A 20,078-nucleotide genomic window follows, 5' to 3' on the forward strand; every position below is an offset into this window, starting at 1 on the left:
CCTGATGCCAAGTAGGACCCGCGGGGTGGTGAAACGGTTGCACGGAGAAATGGATTTATTTGACGAGGACACAAGATGCCCGCGGATGATCACAGCCGCAGCGTTTGCGCCGCGTTTCGGTCATGAACGGAGCACGTGGGTGACATACCGGTCTGCCACCTCTGCCAGTACTTCCGTGCCGTCCCGGGACCAGAGGGCCTCGTTGAAGATCTCCACCTCGATCGGGCCCGTGTAGCCCGTCGCGTCGACCAGTTCGCGGAAGCGGCGGAAGTCGACCGCGCCGTCGCCCAGCTGGCCCCGGCCCAGCAGTACGCCGGCGGGCAGCGGCGTGATCCAGTCGGCCAGTTGGAAGGCGGCGATGCGGTCGCCCGCGCGGGCGATGGCGTCGGCGATGCGGTCGTCCCACCACAGGTGGTACGTGTCGACGACCACGCCCAGTTGGCCGGAAGGGAAGCGTTCCGCCAGGTCGAGGGCCTGGTCCAGGGTCGACACCACGCAGCGGTCCGAGGCGAACATCGGGTGCAGCGGTTCGATGGCCAGGCGTACGTTCCGTTCTGCCGCGTACGGCGCCAGCTCGGCCAGTGCGTCCGCGATGCGCTCGCGCGCCCCGTGCAGGTCGCGGCTGCCGGGCGGAAGGCCGCCCGAGACCAGGACCAGGGTGGTGGTGCCCAGGGTGGCGGCCTCGTCGATGGCTCGGCGGTTGTCGGCCAGGGCGGCGGTGCGGTCGGCGGCGCCGACGCCGGTGAGGAAGCCGCCCCGGCACAGGCTGGTGATGGTCAGCCCCGCGTCCCTCATCAGGCGTGCGGCGCGCTCGACGCCGTACTCCTGGACCGGTGCGCGCCACAGTCCCACGCCGGGGACGCCCGCCGTCGCGCAGCCCTCGGCCAGGGCGGGGAGCGACCACTGTTTGATCGTCTCCTGGTTGAGAGACAGCCTGGACAGATCGTTCACTGGTCCACTCCGTGGAGGGTGAGGAAGGTCTTCATACGGGCTTCGGCAAGGAGTGGGTCCGGGAACAGGCCCAGGCCGTCGGCCAGTTCGTACGCCCGGGAAAGGTGCGGCAGCGAGCGCGCGGAGTGCAGGCCGCCGACCATCGTGAAGTGCGACTGGTGGCCCGCGAGCCAGGCGAGGAGGACAACGCCCGTCTTGTAGAAGCGGGTGGGCGGTTCGAAGAGATGGCGGGACAGCTCGACCGTGGGGCCGAGGAGTGCGCGGAAGGTCTTCGCGTCGCCCGTGTCGAGGGTACGGACCGCTTCCGCCGCCAGCGGTCCCAGCGGGTCGAAGATGCCGAGCAGGGCGTGGCTGAAGCCGTGGTCGTCGCCCGCGATCAGTTCCGGGTAGTTGAAGTCGTCGCCCGTGTAGCAGCGCACGCCGTTCGGCAGGCGGCGGCGCAGGTCGATCTCGCGCTGGGCGTCGAGGAGGGAGACCTTGATGCCGTCGACCTTGTCCGGGTGGGCCGCGATCACCTCCAGGAAGGTTTCCGTGGCCTCGTCCAGGTCCGTACTGCCCCAGTAGCCGTCGAGCGCCGGGTCGAACATCGGCCCCAGCCAGTGCAGGATCACCGGCTCGCTCGCCTGGCGCAGGAGGTGGCCGTACGTCGCCAGGTAGTCCTCGGGGCCGCGTGCGGCCTCCGCCAGTGCGCGGGATGCCATGAGGATGGCGCGGGCGCCTGTCGACTCGACGAGGGCGAGCTGTTCCTCGTACGCGGTGGTGACGGCCGTCAACGTCGCTTCGCCCGGCGGGAGTTGGTCTGTGCCTGCGCCGCACGCGATCTCGCCGCCGACCGCCTTCGCCTCGGTGGCCGAGCGCAGGATCAGTTCGCGGGCCCCTGCCCAGTCGAGGCCCATGCCGCGCTGCGCCGTGTCCATCGCCTCCGCCACGCCCAGGCCGTGCGACCACAGGTGGCGGCGGAAGGCGAGCGTGGCGTCCCAGTCGACGGCGGCGGGAGCGTCGGGTGACACGTCGGCGTACGGGTCGGCCACGACGTGCGCCGCCGAGTAGACCGTGCGCGAGGTGAGGGGGGCGCCGTGGGGTGCGAGCGCGAGGGGTTCTGTGCGGGGTTCGTAGGTGCGGAGTCCGTTCGCGCCGTGCGGGAGGTTGATCGTCACAGTGACAGCTCCGGTACGTCGTGACGGCGGCCCTCCGCCGATGACTTGAGGCCCAGCTCCGCGAGCTGTACGCCGCGCGCCCCGGCGAGGAGGTCCCAGGTGTACGGCTCGTCCAGCGCGACGTGGCGCAGGAACAGTTCCCATTGGGCCTTGAAGCCGTTGTCGTACGTCTCGTTGTCGGGGACTTCCTGCCACTGGTCGCGGAAGGAGTGCGTGACCGGAAGGTCCGGGTTCCAGACCGGCTTGGGGGTCGTACTGCGGTGCTGCACGCGGCAGTTGCGCAGGCCGGCGACCGCCGAGCCGTGCGTTCCGTCCACCTGGAACTCGACGAGTTCGTCGCGGTTGACGCGGACCGTCCAGGAGGAGTTGATCTGGGCCACCGCGCCGCCCTCCAGCTGGAAGATGCCGTACGCCGCGTCGTCGGCGGTGGCGGCGTACGGCTTGCCCTGCTCGTCCCACCGCTGCGGGATGTGCGTCGTGACGTGCGCCTGGACGGTCGTGACGCGGCCGAACAGCTCGTGCAGTACGTACTCCCAGTGCGGGAACATGTCGACGACGATGCCGCCGCCGTCCTCCGCGCGGTAGTTCCAGGAGGGGCGCTGGGCGTCCTGCCAGTCGCCTTCGAAGACCCAGTAACCGAACTCCCCGCGGACGGAGAGGATCTCGCCGAAGAAGCCGCCGTCGATCAGGCGCTTCAGCTTGAGCAGGCCCGGGAGGAAGATCTTGTCCTGTACGACGCCGTGCTTGATGCCGGCGTCGCGCGCGAGGCGGGCCAGGCCGAGGGCGGCGTCGAGGCCGGTGGCCGAGGGCTTCTCCGTATAGATGTGCTTGCCGGCGGTGATGGCCTTGCGGATGGCGTCCTCGCGGGCGGAGGTGACCTGCGCGTCGAAGTAGATGTCGATCGTCTCGTCGGCGAGGACGGCGTCGAGGTCCGTGGACCAGTGGGTGAGGTGGTGGCGGTCCGCGATCTCCTTGAGCGCGTGTTCGCGGCGGCCCACCAGGACGGGCTCCGGCCACAGGACCGTGCCGTCGCCGAGGCCGAGGTCGAGGCCGCCCTGTTCGCGAATGGCGAGGATCGAGCGGACGAGGTGCTGGCGGTGGCCCATCCGGCCCGTGACGCCGTTCATGGCGATGCGCACTGTCTTGCGTGTCACGAAAGTTCCCTCCGTACGGCCATAGCAAGCGCTTTCTATGCGCTATGAAGCTAGCCTGCGGACAGTTGCTCGTACAAGACCCGGAGGACGACCAGATGACAGTGACCTTGGCGGACGTGGCGGCCCGCGCCCAGGTGTCGCCGGCCACCGTCTCCCGTGTGCTCAACGGCAACTACCCGGTCGCCGCTGCCACGCGGGAGCGGGTGTTGCGGGCGGTCGACGCTCTTGATTACGTGCTGAACGGGCCGGCGAGTGCGCTTGCCGCGGCGACGTCGGATCTTGTGGGCATTCTGGTGAACGACATCGCCGATCCGTTCTTCGGGATCATGGCGGGGGCGGCTCAGTCGCAGATCGGTGCGGCGGAGGGGGCGGGCGCGGGGCGGGCCGGTGGTGAGAAGCTCGCGATCGTCTGCAATACGGGGGGCTCGCCCGAGCGGGAGCTCACGTATCTGACGTTGCTGCAGCGGCAGCGGGCGGCCGCGGTGATTCTGACCGGGGGCGCGATCGAGGACCCCGGGCACTCGGCGGCGGTCGCGGCGAAGCTCGCGAAGCTGGCGGACGGGGGTGCGCGGGTGGTGCTGTGCGGGCGGCCGCTGCTGCCGTTGGCTTTGCCGGGGGGCGAGGAGGCGGTGGTGGCCGCGCTGGCCTTCGACAACCGGGGCGGGGCTCGGCGGCTCACCGAGCATCTGCTGGGGCTGGGGCACCGGACGATCGGGTACGTCGCCGGGCCGGTGGAGCGTACGACTACCCGGCACCGGCTGGAGGGGCATCAGGAGGCGATGGAGGCGGCCGGGCTCGGTGGCACGGTGGGCCCGCTGACGGTGCACGGTCCGTACGACCGGCGGTCGGGGTACGACGCGACGCTGGAGCTTCTGCGGCGGGAGCCGGAGCTGACGGCGGTGGTCGCGGCGAACGACACGGTGGCGCTGGGGGCGTGTGCGGCGTTGCGGGAGCGGGGGCGGAGCATTCCGGACGACGTGTCGGTGGCGGGCTTCGACGACCTGCCGTTCTCGGCGGACGCGATGCCGGCGCTGACGACCGTACGGCTGCCGCTGTACGAGGCGGGGGCGCGGGCGGGGCGGCTCGCTGTGGGGCGCGAGGCGGCGCCGCCGGGGGGTATCGCTTCGGTGCCGGCGGAGCTGGTTGTGCGGGGGTCTACGGCTGCGGCGCGGCGGGGGTGAGCGTGGTGGCGGTGCGGGCGGGGGCGGGCCGCTCCGGGGGCGGCCTTCGGGACTGCATGATTTAGGCGCGGAGCAGCGTTTCTTGTACGAGGCCCTCGTCCTGCCCACAAATCACGCTTTACGTCCCGAACACCGCCCCCTGCGCGACCCGCCCCCTCGCGCCGGTGGGTCGTTCCGGTCCCCCGCGCGCCGGTAGGTCCTGCCAATCCCCCGGTCAGTGGCCCGTCAGTACCTCCGTCAGCTGCGTGAAGAGGCGGGCGTGGGCTGTGCTGCTGGCCGGGAGTTCCGGGTTCCAGGGGAGGACGTGGGCGTTGGGCGTGCGGGTCGGGTCGACGGGGGTCGCGTTGGCGCGGGTGTCCGCCAGGATGATCTGCGGGGCGAGCGGCGTGACTTCGGGCCAGGTGACGGTGGACCAGTTCGCTCCGCCCCCGGCGGGCGGCTCGACCAGGCGTACTCCCAGGGCGGCCAGGGCGCGCAGGTCCGGCCAGGAGTGGGGGCGGGCCAGGTGGACCCGGTCGTCGCCTGCCGGGGAGAGGGCCAGGACCCGGGGCGCGTCGGGCGTCGCGGCGGTACGGAGTCGCTCGCGCGCGGCGTCCAGGGCGACCGGGGGTTCCGCGCCGCCGAGCGAGGCCGCCAGCGCGGCGAAGCGGCCGCGGATCGTGTCGAGCGGACGGTCCTGACCGATGTCCAGGACGACGACAGGTATCTGCTCCTCCAGGTGCTTGGCGGCGTCCGGCTCGATTCCGTACACCTGGCCGTTGTTGTAGCTGACAGCCACGACGAGGTCCGCTCCGGAGGAGAGCAGACGGCCGGGGTCGAGGGAGGCACCCGCGCCGAAGTAGGTGACTTCGCTCAGGGGGAGCCGACCGGACTTGGCGGGGTCCGGGGCGTCACCGTCGTGGTGCGAGCCGAAGATGCCCAGCGGAAGTAAGCCGTGGTCCCAGAGGGTGGCTCCGGCCTGGATGTAGGCGACGATCCTGGTCGGCCAGTCGGGGGCCGACGCCACCTGCCCGCGGTCGTCGCTGAACTGCCATATCGCTTCTGCTGCTGTCATGGGCGAGTCCTGCCCCGGCGGGAGCTTCCGTACGCTGGTCCGTCCGGTGATCGATTTCGCTTATGAGGCGGGCTATCGGGAAGTCGTGCTGTGGACGAATGATGCGCCGGCGCGCGGAATTATCGGCGCGCCGGGTTCACGCTCGTGCCGAGAAGCCGCATCGCTCCTACGGAGCGGACCTGGTCGGCCAGGACTGGCGGCTTCCGCTTAGGAAGGAGCATCAACGTGAAGTACGCCTTTTCCACCCTCGGGGTGCCGGGCATGCCGGTGAACGATGTCGTACGGCTGGCGAACACGGCCGGTTACGACGGCGTGGAACTGCGCGCACACCCCGAGGAGCCGGTCCATCCGGGCATCGGGGTGGAGGAACGGGCGGACGTCGTCGAGTCGTTCGACCGGGCGGGCGTCCGCATTCTGGCCGTGGCAGGGTACGCGCGGGTGGCTGCGCCCGGTGAGGACGAGCCCGTGCGCGAGGAGATTCGTGGCCTGCTGGCGCTGGCGCGCGACCTGGGCGCGCCGTACGTCCGCGTCTTCCCCGGCGGCGGGGAGGAGCAGAGCCAGGAGGAGGCGGACGCGACGGCGGCCCGCCGCTTGGGGCTGGCGGCCGAGACGGCGGCCGACATGGGGGTGCGCATTTTGCTGGAGACGCACGACTCGCACAGGACGGGCGTGGCCGCCTCGCGCGTCCTGGGGCCGGTGGGGCACAAGAACGTGGGTGCGCTGTGGGATGTCATGCACACCTGGCTGGGCGGCGAGACGCCGGCGGCAGCACATGCCGTACTGGCCCCGCACCTCGGATACACCCAGGTCAAGGACATCGCGTCGGCCGACGACACGACCCCGCTGGCGCTGGGGGCGGGAGTGCTGCCGCTGGGCGAGTGCGTCGGGCTGCTCGACGACGACGCGTGGGTGTGCTGGGAGTACGAGAAGCGCTGGTATCCGCAGGCGGCGGACCTGCCGGGCATGCTGGCGGCGGGGCGGGAGTATCTGGAACGGCTGAGGCGCTAGTGGCGCCTCGCGGGCGGCCGGTGGTGCGCTCTTGTTGCCCTGACCGCCACTCCCGGCTCATCCGTACCAATTCCGCGAATTCTCCGCATCCGGGGGAACCTGCCGGCAAGCGGCTCCGTCCAACCGGCGTACTGCCGGTGAGTCTCCGCAGAGCGGTGTCGGCACTCGCTGCTGGCTGCGATCGCTGACTCCCCTCTCCAGCCGCCTGCGGCCGGCAGCACAGCCGCCACTGGTGCGCCCCCCTCCGAATGCGCCAGTGGCGGCTCCCCTTTGCGGGGGGTCCTGGCCCCTATGTGCTGCCGCACCCTTGACCTGGCAGTTAGTTTCCGGATATCCGTGACTCCTTGGAAGTTTCCTTCAACTCCCTTGTCGAGTACGGCCGGAAGGAGCTCACGTGCCCCACCACCGCACGTCCAGACGCACCCTGCTCACCGCGACCGCCGCCGCAGTGGCAGCGACCGCCATCAGCACGACGCCCGCCCTGGGCGCGTCCAACGCGTCCGTCACCGCCTCCACCCGCGACCGCCTGAGGCGCCTCATCTCCCGGATGAGCCTGGAGGAGAAGGTCGGCCAGCTCTTCGTGATGCGGGCCTACGGGCACTCCGCGACCGAGCCCGACCAGGTCGACATCGATCTGAATCTCAAGGAGATGGGGGTCAGGACCGCCGCCGAACTCGTCGCGAAGTACCACGTCGGCGGCATCATCTACTTCGCCTGGGCGCACAACACCCGCAATCCGCGCCAGATCGCCGATCTGTCGAACGGGATTCAGCGGGCCGGCCTCGCGCAGGACACGCCCGTACCCCTGCTGATTTCCACCGACCAGGAGCACGGCATCGTCGCCCGCGTCGGCAAGCCCGCGACCCTCGTGCCGGGTGCGATGGCGCTCGGGGCCGGCGGGTCGCGGTCCGACGCGCAGAAGGCGGCGCAGATCGCCGGGGCCGAGCTCGCCGCCATGGGCATCGTGCAGAACTACGCGCCGGTCGCGGACGTCAACGTCAACCCGGCGAACCCCGTCATCGGCGTACGGTCCTTCGGGGCCGATCCGCAGGCTGTCGCGGGGATGGTCGCCGCGCAGGTGAAGGGGTATCAGGGCGCCGGGATCGCCGCCACCTCCAAGCACTTCCCGGGGCACGGCGACACCAAGGACGACAGTCACTACTCGCTGCCGACGATCCATCACACCGCCGAGCAGTGGGAGGAGCTGGACGCCCCGCCGTTCCGTGCCGCCATCGCTGCCGGCATCGACTCGATCATGACCGCGCATATCGTCGTACCGGCACTCGATCCGGCCAAGGACCCGGCGACGCTCTCCAAGCCGATCCTGACCGGTGTTCTGCGCGAGCGCCTCGGTTACGACGGGGTCGTGGTGACCGACTCCCTCGCCATGGCCGGCGTACGCCAGAAGTACGGCGACGACCGGGTGCCCGTCCTCGCGCTTCTCGCCGGGTGCGACCAGCTGCTGAACCCGCCGGACCTGCCCGTCGCCTGGAACGCCGTCCTCAAGGCGGTCAAGGGCGGGGAATTGAGCATGGCGCGGGTCGAGGAATCGATCCTGCGGATTCTGCTGCTCAAGGCCAAGCTCGGGCTGTTCCGCGACCCCTATGTCTCGCACAAGGGTGTCGACCGGGCGGTGGGGGTGCGTTCGCACCTCGCGGCGGCCGACCGGATCGCCGAGGGGACGACCACGCTGCTCGCCAACGACGGCGGGCTGCTGCCGCTCAGCCGTCGTACGCACCGCGATGTGCTGGTGGTCGGGGCCGATCCCGCGTCCCCCACCGCGACCACCGGGCCGCCCACCACCGTCATCGCCGGAGCCCTGAGGGAACTCGGCTTCACCGCCACGGCCCTGTCCACCGGGATCACCCCGACGCAGGCGAAGATCAAGGAGGCCGTTGCCGCGGCCGAGGGCAAGGACGTGGTGGTCGTGGGGACGTACAACGTCTCGGCGACGAGTCCGCAGCGCACGCTCGTGCGCGAGCTGGCCGCGACCGGGGTGCCCGTCGTCACCCTCGCCATCCGCAACCCGTACGACATCGCCCAGCTCGGCGGGACCGGATTCGCGGCGAGTGTCGCCGCGTACTCCTGGACCGATGTCGAACTGCGCGCCGCCGTACGCGTCGTCGCCGGACTCAAGGCGCCGACGGGGAGGCTGCCCGTGCCGGTGCAGCGTGCGGACGATCCGGCGAAGGTGCTGTATCCGGTCGGGTACGGGCTGACGTACTAGCTCAGGCATCGGGCGTACGCGCCCGTACGCCGGGCCACCCGCGCACCACCTCCAAGTGGCGCAAAGCTCCCCGCACGCCTGGCGTGCGCCCGCTCCGGCGGGTCACGCTGGGTGGGCGTACCGGGGGGTCTTCATGCGTCGCACGGATCGGTCCAGGGCAGTGGCGTGCGCGGTGCTGCTGCTCGTCGTGCTGGTTGCTTCGGCACTGACCGGCTGCCAGAAGTCATCCGGACAGGATGACGTGTCCGGCAGCAGACTCACCGGCACGGTCACACCCCCGGGTTACGGCGCCACCTTCCTCGGCATCGGCGAATGCAGCTCGCGCGGGCGCGACTTCCGCGAGGTGCCCTGCGCGAGCGAGAAGGCCGCCGCCCGGGTGCTCACCCGGCACGAGGGTCCGGCGGGCGACGGGCCCGCGTGTCCGCTCCGTACGGACTTCGTGCTGCACATCTCGGAGAGCCGGCCCGCGTCCGACGAGGACGGCGACGGGGCCGTGCCGCGCGGGTTCGCGTGCATGCGCAATCTGGAGGAGCCGCATCCCGGCGATCCTGGGAAGGGTGGCGGGCGGCGGACGGTCGTCGGGGACTGCGTCTACACCGCGCGCAAGGGGCAGGTGAGGGAGACGCCGTGCGACGGGTCGGGCGAGACGGCCGCGCAGTTCGAGGTGGTGGCCGCCGTTCAGCGACGGGCGCAGTGTCCGCCGGCGACGGCGTTGTACGTCCAGCTGGGCGGGGAGAAGCCGGTGGGCTGCGCCCGCCGGGTGTGAATCCACCACGGCGGGCGCGCCTGCGGTACTACGGGCGGAGAGTCTGCCTCTGTTCCGCGTCCCGCTTGTCGAGCTTCGCGTCGTACGACGCCAGCGGCTTGGCCTTCGCCGGGTCCGCCTGGACGGCGGCCGGAGCCACGCCCGCCCATTCGAGGATCTCGGCCGTCGCCTTCGCCTTCTGCTCGGGCGCGAGGCCGGCGACGTTGGCGCCGTGGTTCGCGCCGGGCGCGGTGTAGACGTACGAGTCGCGCGCGCCCTTGCCGAGGCGGAACGGTTCGGCGCTCCACGGGTCGTTCTGCCCGTTCACGAACAGCATCCGCGTCGCGTTGTGCCGCACCCAGCTGTCCACGTCCCGCATCGTCCTCGGGTTGAACTTCATCGGGATGTCGCGCGGCACGTAGACGCGCGGCTGGAAGAAGTCCGGGCCGTACTTCATGAGGCCTTCGAGGTGCGGGTACTTGATCTGCGGCGCGCCCAGCTGGGTGCCCGCCTGGTAGTAGTACGGCGTGTACGTCGCCAGGCTCTCGTCGCTGTAGGCGGAGAAGCCGGAGATCGCGTCGACGTAGTCGTAGATGACCTGGTCGGAGGAGTCCGCGGCGGGCACGTCCGCGCAGTCGCTCGCCCTGCTGTACTGCCAGAAGGCCCACACGAAGTCGAGGACCGTGGACTCGTACGCCTTGTCCAGGCTGCCGACGGTGTCGAAGGTGGCGTTGTTGGCGTCCGCCCATTCCTTCACCTTGGCGCTCAGCGGGCCGCGCCGCTCAAGCGCCTCGCGCTGTACCGCGTTGAGCGCGTCGCGGCACTCCTTGGTTCCGACGCCCCGGAAGAAGCGGTCGTACGCCGCGTCCTCCTTGTTCACCACGTCGTTGGGGGCGACGTACGCGACGACACCGTCCATGTCACGCGGGTAGAAGCGCTCGTAGTACGTCGCGGTCATGCCGCCCTTGGAGCCGCCCGTGGAGATCCACTTCTTGGAGTAGATCTTCTTGAGCTCCGTGAAGATGCGGTGCTGGTCGCTCGCGGCCTGCTTGATGTCGAGCTTCGACCAGTCGGCGGGCGCCGGCCGGGACGGAGTGAAGAAGCGGTACTCCATCGACACCTGGTTGCCGTCGACGATCTGCGTCGGTTCACTGCGACGCGGGGTCGTCGAGACGTTGTAGCCGCTGGTGAAGAAGACCGTCGGGCGGTTCGTGTCCTTGTGCAGCAAGGTGATCCGCTGCTTGAAGGTGCCCTTGGACGGCTGCCGGTGGTCGACCGGCTGGGTGTAGTTCAGTACGAAGTAGCGATAGCCGGTGTACGGCTTCTCCTCGACCAGGCTCATGCCCGGTATCGCGAGTATGCGCTCCTTGATGTCCGGCTCGGCGGTGGTGACCGCCCCGGCCGGTGCGCTGCCGAGTCCCACGGTGCCTATGAGCACCGCGAACGACAGCAGCAAGCTGCGCGCCTTGCGCATTCGCCCTCCCCTGTAGTCACAGACGACGGGGCGAACCTAGCGGGGCAACTCCCCTACCACCAGCCTCAGCAAAGAATCCAGCCGGTGGATGCCTTCCGGGCACCGACCGAACCGTGCGCGCGCACACAGCGATTGAGGGCGTAGACCGTCACCGGTCCGGCGCGGTGGGTGAATCGGCCGCTGTCCCTGGCGGTGCGGCTGCCGCGCGCCTGGATGGTGACCGACATGGTCTGCCGTACGCCGACGCGCTTGGAGACGGTGACGGCGCAGGCGTAGCGGCGGCTCTTGTAGATGCGCAGTTCGCCGGTCGGGAAAGTGACCGTCCGCACTTTGCGGCCGGAACAGGCGCCGATGGCCTCGGCGCTCTCGGTGCCGGGGCCCGCGAGGGTCAGGCCCGTCGCCGCGACCACCACTGCAAGTCCGTACATCAGATGTTTTTTCATCGCCCCACTCGCCGCACCCGCCCCACCGAACACCCGTGTCCCCTTCCCTCACATGAGCGAGCGTACGTGCGTACGGACGCTCGGAGGGTAGGGCCTGGTTGCGGACATTTGGCGAAGGTTCGCGGCAGCCGGGCCGGGCTCCTCAGACGGCCGCCGGCTCGTCCTCGCCCACGAAGGTGCGCCACAGGCGGGCGTACGTGCCGTCCAGGGCCAGCAGTTCGTCGTGCGTGCCGTCCTCCACGACCCGGCCGTGGTCCATGACGACCACCCGGTCCGCGCGCGCCGCCGTCGTCAGGCGGTGCGCGACGACCAGCGTGGTGCGGCGGCCGGTGAGGCGGTCTGTGGCCTGGTTGACCTGGGCCTCGGTGGCGAGGTCCAGGGCGGCGGTCGCCTCGTCGAGGAGCAGGATGTCGGGGTCGACGAGTTCGGCGCGGGCGAGCGCGATGAGCTGGCGCTGGCCGGCGGAGAGGTTGCGTCCGCGTTCGGCGACCTCGTGCAGGTAGCCGCCGTCGAGGGTGGCGATCATGTCGTGCGCGCCGACCGCGCGGGCCGCCGCCTCGACCTCGGCGTCGGTCGCGTCGCGGCGCCCGTAGGCGATGGCGTCCCGGACCGTGCCGGTGAAGAGGTACGCCTCCTGCGGTACGACACCGAGGCGGTGCCGGTACGCCGTGATGTCCAGCTCGCGCAGGTCGGTGCCGTCGGCCGTGATCCGCCCCGAGGTCGGGTCGTAGAAGCGGGCGACGAGCTTGACGACGGTGGACTTGCCGGCTCCGGTCTCACCGACGAAGGCGACGGTCTGGCCGGCCGGGATGCGCAGATCGATCCCGCTGAGGGCTTCCTCCTCATCACCGTACTTGAAGCGCACGTCCTCGAAGGCGATCTCGCCACGCAGCGACGGGACTTCCCGCGGCCGCTCGGCGGCGGCGGTCGAGGTGGGTTCCCGCAGGAGCTCCTGGATGCGCCGCAGGGAGACGGTGGCCTGCTGGTATCCGTCGAAGACCTGGGAGAGCTGCTGTACGGGCGCGAAGAACAGGTCGATGTAGAGGAGGTACGCGACGAGCGCACCGGCGGTGAGTGTGCCCGCCTCCACCCGCCCGGCGCCCACGATCAGCACCGCGGCGGCCGCGACGGACGACAGCAGCTGGACGAACGGGAAGTAGATGGAGATCAGCCACTGCCCGCGCACGCGCGCCTGCCGGTAGCTGTCGCTGCGCTCCGCGAACCGCTCGGCGCCCATGCGCTCGCGACGGAACGCCTGGACGATGCGGAGTCCGGACACGGACTCCTGGAGGTCGGCGTTGACGACACCGACCCGGTCGCGCGCCAGCTCGTACGCCTTGACGCTCGACTTGCGGAAGAAGTACGTGCCGATGATCAGCACCGGCAGTGTCGCGAAGACGACGAGGGCCAGCTGCACGTCGATGACCAGGAGCGCGACCATGATGCCGAAGAAGGTGACGACGGAGACGAAGGCGGTGACGAGGCCGGTCTGGAGGAACGTCGACAGGGCGTCCACGTCCGTCGTCATACGGGTCATGATGCGGCCGGTCAGCTCGCGCTCGTAGTAGTCGAGGCCGAGGCGCTGGAGCTGGGCGAAGATCTTGAGTCGCAGTGAGTAGAGCACGCGCTCGCCGGTCCGGCCGGTCATCCGCATCTCGCCGGTCTGCGCGACCCACTGCACGACGACGGACGCCAGCGCGAGCCCGGCCGCCGCCCAGACCGCGCCGAGCGCGAGCTGGGTCACGCCCTCGTCGATGCCGTGCCGGATCATGATCGGCAGGAGCAGTCCCATGCCGGCGTCCACGGCGACCAGCGCCAGGCTGACCAGCAACGGGAGGCCGAAGCCGCGCAGCAGGCGGCGCAGGCCGTACGACTCCTCGGGCTGGACGGCGCGGGCCTCGTCGACGGCGGGCACGTCGGTCGCCGGCGGGAGCGCGTCGACCTGGGCGAGGAGTTCCGGGGTGGCGGGCATGCCGGGGGCGTGGTCGGTGGCCTTGTCGGGCGCGGACTCGTCCCGTACCCACAGGTCGGGTGTGATGCCGCGCTCGGCGTCGAACTCGGCGTCCAGTTCGTCCTGCACGGTCCGGTCGTCGGCCGGCTGCGGCGCCTTGGTGAGGATGTGACCGGGCGATACGCCGCCGAGCTCGTCGGGGTCGGTGAGGAGCCTGCGGTAGAGGGCGGAGCGCTCCTGGAGCTCCTCGTGCGTACCGATGTCGGAGAGGCGGCCGCCGTCGATCACGGCGATGCGGTCGGCGAGGTTGAGGGTGGAGCGGCGGTGGGCGATGAGCAGCGTCGTACGCCCGGCCATGACGGACTTCAGCGCCTCGTGGATCTCGTGCTCGACGCGGGCGTCCACCGCGGACGTGGCGTCGTCGAGGAGGAGCAGGCGGGGGTCGGTGAGGATGGCGCGGGCGAGGGCGATGCGCTGACGCTGGCCGCCGGAGAGGGTGAGGCCGTGTTCGCCGACGGTGGTGTCGTAGCCGTTCGGCAGCTCGGAGATGAAGCCGTCGGCCTGGGCGGCGCGGGCGGCGGTCTCTATCTGGTCCTGGGTGGCATCGGGCAGGCCGTACGCGATATTGGCGCGGACGGTGTCGGAGAACAGGAAGCTGTCCTCCGGCACGAGCCCGATGGCGGCCCGGAGCGAGTCGAGCGTGAGCTCGCGGACGTCGTGCCCGCCGACGAGTACGGCGCCGCGCGAGACGTCGTAGAAGCGCGGGAGGAGGAGCGAGACGGTGGACTTGCCGCTGCCGGAGGAGCCGACGACGGCGACGGTCTCGCCGGCCCGGATGCCGAGGGAGAAGCCGTCGAGCACGGGCCGCTCGTCGGCGTAACCGAACGACACGTCGTCGAACTCGACGGTGGCTTCGGCGTCCGCCGGGAGCTCCTTGCTCCCGTCCTCGATGGACGGCTCGGTGTCGATCAGCTCCAGTACGCGCTCGACACCGGCCCGCGCCTGCTGGCCGACGGTGAGCACAAGGGCGAGCATGCGGACCGGGCCGACGAGCTGGGCGAGGTAGGTGGAGAAGGCCACGAACGTACCGAGCGTGATCTCGCCGCGCGTCGCGAGCCAGCCGCCGAGCGCGAGCATGGCGACCTGGCCGAGGGCGGGCACGGCCTGGAGGGCCGGGGTGTACCGGGAATTCAGCCGGACGGTCCGCATCCGCCCCGCGAAGAGCCGCCGGCCGACCTCACGCAGCTTGCCGGTCTCCTGGTCCTCCTGCCCGAAGCCCTTCACGACGCGTACGCCGGAGACGGCCCCGTCGACGACGCCCGCGACGGCGGCGGCCTGGCCCTGGGCGTACCAGGTGGCCGGGAAGAGCCGGGTGCGGCTGCGCTTGGCGATGAACCAGAGGGCGGGGGCGACGGCGAGGGCGACGAGGGTGAGCAGCGGCGAGAGCCACGCCATGATCACGAGGGAGATGAGGAACAGCAGGACGTTCCCGATGGTCATCGGGAGCATGAAGAGGAGGCCCTGGATGAGCTGGAGGTCGCTGGTGGCACGGCCGACGACCTGACCGGTGGAAAGCTCGTCCTGGCGGCGTCCGTCGAGGCGGGTGATGGTCCCGTACATCTCGGTGCGCAGGTCGTGCTGGACGTCGAGAGCGAGGCGGCCGCCGTAGTAGCGGCGGATGTAGGTGAGGGCGTACACGAGGACGGCCGCGACGATGAGCAGCCCGGTCCACACGGCGAGGGACCCGGACCCCTCACCGATGACGTCGTCGATGACGACCTTGGTGATCAGCGGCACGAGCGCCATGACGGCCATGCCGCCGAGCGAGGATCCGAGCGCGAGCACGACATTGCGCCGGTACCTCCAGGCATAGCCCGCCAGCCGCCGTGCCCACCCTTGATCTGCCGCCGACGCCACTGATGCCTCCCGATCGTCCTGTACTGCCGGAAGTCACCAACGCGGTGAGGTGCGGATTTCATCCCGCCGGGGCGAAGACGGGTCTCTGGTCCTAGGACCGGGTCACTCGTTCGGTGGGCTTCCCACCTTTCCCGCCGGGCGCTGGAACTCGACGGCGACACGTCTGCCGTCGAGTTCCGCGCACATACCGATGCCCCTGACCGGCCCGCTCAGGACTTCGGCACCGCCGGGATCGCCTCGCGGGGCGTCTGGGTCGGGGTGTACAGGGTCGAGGCGGAGGCCGTCGGGTTGAGAGCCTTGTGGATCGCCCGGGAGACGGCCTGGATGGTGTTCACACCGTCGTTCATGGTCGGGTTGTCGTGGGTGAGCACGGTGATCGCGTAGTCGTGGCGGCCGCCGGTGAACGCGCCGATGGAGTGCACCCGCCAGCCGTGCGTGGAGCGGGGCAGCCAGCCGTTCTTCACCTGGATCTTGGCGGTGGACGGGGCTCCGGCCGGAGTGCCCCAGCGCTGGGAGGAGATGACCTTGCCCATCAGGCCGAGGGTGTACGCCCGCGAATTGTCACTCAGGACGGTGTTCTTCGCGGTGAGCAGCGCGAGGAGCTTCTGCTCGTCGCGCGCGGTGATCTGCGTCAGCCCCCAGTAGCCGCCGGTGCCGGGGACGGTCTGCGTCATCCCGGCCGCCCGCAGGAACCCCTTGATCTTCGTCATGCCGAGCTGCCGCCACAGTGTGGTGGTGGCGTTGTTGTCCGACTTGGTGATCATGTCGGTGGCGAGCTTGGTTTCACGCGACGTCAGGTAGCGGTTGGTCTTCTTGGCGTCCCACAGCAGCGCGGCGAGGACCGTCACCTTGACCACGCTCGCGGAGTCGTACTTCTGCGTGGCGCGCAGGGTGCAGGTGGTCTTGGTGGTGCGGTCGTGCAGCGAGATCGCCGTCGTGGACTTCCGCCCCTTGAGCGCCGTGGTGATGTCCTTGACCAGCTTGGCCGCGAGCCCGACCTTGCCCGACGTACAGGCCACGGTCGGCACGGTGGCGGCAGCGGCGGGCGCGGCGGCGACGACGGGCACGAGGACCGCCCCGGCCAGGGCAGCGGCTATCGCGGCGCGCGTTATTCGGGTGTGCGTCATGGTGTGGTTTCCCGTCCCCTCGTAACTTCTGCTTCAGATGACCCCTGAGGGGCGGAAAGGTTGTACGGAAGGTGCGGCTGCGCCGCGCAGCAGTACGGATCGGGCCGGATCAGACCCCGGACGCGGGGCCGTCGCAGGCGGGCGCGGGAAGGCGCGCACCTCGGCTCTCCGCGATCCGGTGAACATCGCGCAGCGCCGACGTCGACGCCGTGCACAGTGAGCCAGAGGGCGCGCCGCCGCGCCCGCTTCCCTCGAGGCCGGAACGGAAGTTCCGCGCCGGACCGGCGAGGGTAGTGATGTCGGTCCATGAAGGAACGGGGAGGGCACATGGCAACCGGTAAGCCGAGTGACGCCCAGCTTTGCGGTCAGCTCTACGCGGCGCTCGCCGCACTGCAGAAGCTCAGCACGGCGGGCAACAACCACTCATTGAGCCGGCCGGGCGCGAGGGCGCAGGCGGCGGACAAGCCGCACCGGCACATGTATGAGCATGTGCAGAAGATGGGCCAGTACTTCCTGGACGCGCGGGCACGAGGCCGGGGTGAGCCCGCCGCCGCGATACTCAGGTCCATACCCGACCTGTTGCCTGCCAAGGTGCTCCCCGACGGTCTCACTCCCGTGCAGCGCGAGGAGTTCTGCGAGGGGTACCAGGCGCAGTCCGGCTCTCTCCGGAAAGCACACCCGACCCTGGGGTGAGTGAGCACCGCGCCCGGCACCGGGCAGTCAATGAACGGCGGTCAGTCGCCGGTTCCGAGAACCGACGGGCTCAGTACCGCTTCCGCGCCGATGATGTACGCCGTGTCGTTCTCACGGTCGTGTTCGATGCGCGTCATGGCCTCATATCGTACTGACGTCGCGGTGCACTGGGCGGGCGGCGGGCGCGTGCCCACGCACCCCTCCCGTCACAGGTGTGTCGGGGCGAACATCCGCAGCAGGGCCGGGAGTACGACCACCGAAGGGCCGGGAGCCGAAAGCGCCTTGGTCAGGTCTTCGGCCAGGGTTTCCGGAGTGGTCCGGAGTGCCGGTACGCCGAAGGACTCCGCCAGGGCGATGAAGTCCGGGCGGGCGAGTTCCGTGCCGGTGGCTTCGTCGAAGGCGTCGGTCATGTACTCGCGGAGGATGCCGTAGCCGCCGTCGTCCACGATCAGCCAGGTCACCGGGAGGTTGTGCTGGCGGGCGGTGGCGAGTTCCGCGATCGAGTACATCGCGCCGCCGTCGCCGGAGACCGCCAGTACGGGACGGGTACGGTCCGCCGCCGCCGCGCCCAGCGCCGCCGGGAAGCCGTAGCCGAGGCCGCCCGCGCCCTGCGCCGAGTGCATGGTGTTGGGGTGGCGGGGGTCGAACGCCGACCAGGCCCAGTACGCCAGGATCGTCATGTCCCAGAAGCTGGGGGATGTGGCCGGGAGCGCATCGCGGATGGATGCCAGCAGCTGCTGCTCCAGGTCGAGGTCCTGGGACGCGATGCGTTCCCGTACCTTCGCCAGGACATCGCTCACGCGCTCGCGCGCTCCCTCGTCCTCGCGGTCCTCCGCCGTCTCCAACAGCGCCGAGAGCGCCAAGCGGGCGTCCGCGTGGATGCCGAGTGCCGGGTGGTTGGACTCCAGTTTGCCGAGGTCGGCATCGATCTGGACGACGCGGCCTCGGGGCGCGAACGTGCCGTAGTTCGACGAGAGTTCACCCAGGCCGCTGCCCACGACCAGGAGGACGTCGGCGTCCTCCAGGAAGTCCGTCGTGTGACGGTCCTCCAGCCAGGACTGGAGCGAGAGGGGGTGCTCCCACGGGAACGCGCCCTTGCCGCCGAAGGTCGTGACGACCGGTGCGTTCAGCTTCTCCGCGAGCGCGAGCAGCTTGCCGGAGGCGTCGGAGCGTACGACACCGCCACCCGCGATGATCGCCGGGCGGGCGGCCGTCGACAGCAAGTGGGCTGCCACAGCCGTCAGTTCGGGGCGCGGGGGCAGTTCGTGCGGGGTCGCGTCCATCGCCGTGACGGGCGGGAGGGTCGTCTCCGCGAGGAGTACGTCCTGGGGGATCTCGATCCACACCGGGCCGTGCGGGGCCGTCAGGGCCGACTCCCAGGCCTCGGCGATCGCCGACGGGATCTGGGACGCCGTACGGACCGTGTGGACCGACTTCACGATGTCGCGGAACGACGCCTTCTGGTCCCGCAGTTCGTGCAGGTAGCCGTGCCGTCCGCCGCCGATGCCGGCCGACGGGACCTGGCTGCTGATCGCCAGGACGGGGGCCGACGCCGCCGCCGCCTCCTGGAGCGCGGCGAGGGAGGTGAGGGCCCCGGGGCCGGTGGAGAGGAGCAGCGGGGCGGCCTCTCCGGTGATCCGGCCGTACGCGTCGGCGGCGAAGCCCGCGTTGTTCTCGACGCGCAGGCCGACGTACGAGAGGGAGGACCGTCGCAGGGCGTCGAACATGCCGAGCGCGTGCTGGCCCGGGAGGCCGAAGACGGTGGTCGCGCCGAGGCCGGTCAGGGTCTCGACTACGAGGTCGCCGCCGTTGCGGCCGGGGGGCGGGTTCAGTGCCGCCTCGGTCTGCGCGGCGGTGGGCCGCAGGACCAGGTCGTGGTCGTGGGTCATGCGTACATCCATCCCTTCCGTCGTGCCGGGCCTCGTTCCGGCCGCGCGCCGCGACCGGCCCGCCGCGCGCCCGTATGCGCGGCGGGCGGGCCGGTGCCGGCTCCAGCCGTGAGGTTACTTCGCGCCCTGGGCGCGGTTGGCGGCGATCTGGCGGGACATGATCGTCGTCAGCTCGTACGCCGTGTGGGAGGCGGCGACGGAGGTGATCTCCGCGTGGTCGTACGCCGGCGCGACCTCGACGACGTCGGCCGAGACGAGGTTGCAGGAGGACAGGCCGCGCAGGATCTCCAGGAGCTCGCGTGAGGTCATGCCGCCCGCCTCGGGGGTGCCGGTGCCGGGCGCGTGGGCCGGGTCGAGGCAGTCGATGTCGATGGAGATGTACAGCGGGCGGTCGCCGATGCGCTGGCGGAGCTGGTCGGCGACCTCGTCGGCGCCGCGCCGGTAGACGTCGGACGACGTGACGATGCCGAAGCCCATCTTCTCGTCGTCGGTCAGGTCCTGCTTGCCGTAGAGGGGGCCGCGGATACCGACGTGGGAGAGCGCCTCGGTGTCGAGGATGCCCTCCTCGACGGCCCGGCGGAACGGCGTGCCGTGGGTGTACTCCGCGCCGAAGTACGTGTCCCACGTGTCCAGGTGCGCGTCGAAGTGCAGCAGCGCGACCGGGCCGTGCTTCTTCGCCACGGAACGCAGGAGGGGCAGCGCGATGGTGTGGTCGCCGCCGAGCGTCATCATGCGGGCGCCGGAGCCGATGAGGTCGTCGGCCGCGGCCTCGATCGTCTCGACGGCCTCGTTGATGTTGAACGGGTTGGCGGCGATGTCACCGGCGTCCGCGACCTGCGCGAGCGCGAAGGGCGACGCGTCCTGCGCCGGGTTGTACGGGCGCAGGAGGCGCGACGCCTCGCGGATCGCGTTGCCGCCGAAGCGGGCGCCGGGGCGGTAGGAGACCCCGGAGTCGAAGGGCACACCGACGATTGCGACATCGGCGGTGCCGACCTCGTCGAGTCGGGGCAGCCGCGCGAACGTCGCCGGGCCCGCGTACCTCGGGATGCGGGAGGAGTCGACGGGGCCGCGGAACTGCTGCTCGCTGCTGCTCATGTGAAATGCCTT

At 70.8% G+C, this 20,078-nt stretch carries 15 protein-coding genes and 1 pseudogene; 6 read left to right on the top strand and 10 right to left on the bottom strand.

Annotated elements, in window-relative coordinates:
- Nucleotides 1-120: 120 nt before the first annotated feature.
- Genes AC1P0E_RS11475 through AC1P0E_RS11485 form a run of 3 tightly spaced genes read right to left on the bottom strand, consistent with a single transcriptional unit; the run spans nt 121 to nt 3,262 of the window.
- Entirely contained in the window at nt 121-951 is an 831-nt protein-coding gene (locus AC1P0E_RS11475; RefSeq protein WP_482742073.1) for a sugar phosphate isomerase/epimerase family protein, read from the bottom strand.
- Complete coding sequence (locus AC1P0E_RS11480) at nt 948-2,108, bottom strand: dihydrodipicolinate synthase family protein (protein ID WP_482742074.1); 1,161 nt, start codon at nt 2,106-2,108, stop codon at nt 948-950. Before AC1P0E_RS11480 ends, AC1P0E_RS11475 begins: the two co-directional genes overlap by 4 nt.
- Nucleotides 2,105-3,262, bottom strand: a complete 1,158-nt coding sequence (locus AC1P0E_RS11485; RefSeq protein WP_482742075.1) for a Gfo/Idh/MocA family protein — start codon at nt 3,260-3,262, stop codon at nt 2,105-2,107. Before AC1P0E_RS11485 ends, AC1P0E_RS11480 begins: the two co-directional genes overlap by 4 nt.
- A gap of 95 nt (nt 3,263-3,357) precedes the next feature.
- Here AC1P0E_RS11485 and AC1P0E_RS11490 point away from each other — a divergent pair, with 95 nt between their 5' ends.
- Entirely contained in the window at nt 3,358-4,443 is a 1,086-nt protein-coding gene (locus AC1P0E_RS11490) for a LacI family DNA-binding transcriptional regulator (RefSeq protein ID WP_482742076.1), read from the top strand.
- A 214-nt stretch (nt 4,444-4,657) separates the two neighbouring features.
- Here AC1P0E_RS11490 and AC1P0E_RS11495 read toward each other — a convergent pair whose 3' ends face one another.
- Nucleotides 4,658-5,497: a substrate-binding domain-containing protein gene (locus AC1P0E_RS11495; RefSeq protein ID WP_482742077.1), complete on the bottom strand. Its 840-nt coding sequence runs from the start codon at nt 5,495-5,497 to the stop codon at nt 4,658-4,660.
- 34 nt (nt 5,498-5,531) lie between these two features.
- Here AC1P0E_RS11495 and AC1P0E_RS11500 point away from each other — a divergent pair.
- The 4 genes and pseudogenes from AC1P0E_RS11500 to AC1P0E_RS11515 form a co-directional block, all read left to right on the top strand.
- A pseudogene (locus tag AC1P0E_RS11500) lies at nt 5,532-5,706 on the top strand (N-acetyltransferase); the annotation flags it as partial.
- A 16-nt stretch (nt 5,707-5,722) separates the two neighbouring features.
- Nucleotides 5,723-6,505 (top strand): sugar phosphate isomerase/epimerase family protein, encoded by a 783-nt coding sequence (locus AC1P0E_RS11505; RefSeq protein ID WP_482742078.1) that lies wholly within the window; start codon nt 5,723-5,725, stop codon nt 6,503-6,505.
- A gap of 394 nt (nt 6,506-6,899) precedes the next feature.
- Nucleotides 6,900-8,732, top strand: coding sequence for a glycoside hydrolase family 3 protein (locus AC1P0E_RS11510; RefSeq protein WP_482742079.1), 1,833 nt, complete (start codon nt 6,900-6,902; stop codon nt 8,730-8,732).
- Nucleotides 8,733-8,865: 133 nt separating this feature from the next.
- On the top strand, nt 8,866-9,498 hold the full coding sequence (locus AC1P0E_RS11515; protein ID WP_482742080.1) for a hypothetical protein: 633 nt from the start codon (nt 8,866-8,868) through the stop codon (nt 9,496-9,498).
- 28 nt (nt 9,499-9,526) lie between these two features.
- Here the strand turns inward: AC1P0E_RS11515 and AC1P0E_RS11520 are convergent, their stop codons facing one another.
- The 4 genes from AC1P0E_RS11520 to AC1P0E_RS11535 all read right to left on the bottom strand — a co-directional run bounded on the left by AC1P0E_RS11520 (nt 9,527) and on the right by AC1P0E_RS11535 (nt 16,389).
- On the bottom strand, nt 9,527-10,951 hold the full coding sequence (locus tag AC1P0E_RS11520; protein ID WP_482742081.1) for a S28 family serine protease: 1,425 nt from the start codon (nt 10,949-10,951) through the stop codon (nt 9,527-9,529).
- Nucleotides 10,952-11,016: 65 nt separating this feature from the next.
- Nucleotides 11,017-11,379, bottom strand: a complete 363-nt coding sequence (locus AC1P0E_RS11525) for a hypothetical protein (protein ID WP_482742082.1) — start codon at nt 11,377-11,379, stop codon at nt 11,017-11,019.
- Between the two features lie 157 nt (nt 11,380-11,536).
- Nucleotides 11,537-15,262, bottom strand: a complete 3,726-nt coding sequence (locus AC1P0E_RS11530; RefSeq protein WP_482742083.1) for an ABC transporter ATP-binding protein — start codon at nt 15,260-15,262, stop codon at nt 11,537-11,539.
- Between the two features lie 209 nt (nt 15,263-15,471).
- A complete protein-coding gene (locus AC1P0E_RS11535; RefSeq protein WP_482742084.1) occupies nt 15,472-16,389 on the bottom strand; it encodes a serine hydrolase in 918 nt (305 codons plus the stop codon).
- A gap of 327 nt (nt 16,390-16,716) precedes the next feature.
- On the opposite strand from AC1P0E_RS11535, the gene AC1P0E_RS11540 reads away from it, so the two are divergent.
- Complete coding sequence (locus AC1P0E_RS11540) at nt 16,717-17,082, top strand: hypothetical protein (protein WP_482742085.1); 366 nt, start codon at nt 16,717-16,719, stop codon at nt 17,080-17,082.
- A gap of 206 nt (nt 17,083-17,288) precedes the next feature.
- Here AC1P0E_RS11540 and AC1P0E_RS11545 read toward each other — a convergent pair whose 3' ends face one another.
- Entirely contained in the window at nt 17,289-18,971 is a 1,683-nt protein-coding gene (locus AC1P0E_RS11545) for a thiamine pyrophosphate-binding protein (protein ID WP_482742086.1), read from the bottom strand.
- Nucleotides 18,972-19,085: 114 nt separating this feature from the next.
- Nucleotides 19,086-20,066 (bottom strand): agmatinase, encoded by a 981-nt coding sequence (gene speB, locus AC1P0E_RS11550; RefSeq protein ID WP_482742087.1) that lies wholly within the window; start codon nt 20,064-20,066, stop codon nt 19,086-19,088.
- Nucleotides 20,067-20,078 lie beyond the last annotated feature (12 nt).

Source organism: Streptomyces sp. TRD_SC_5 (assembly GCF_056836825.1).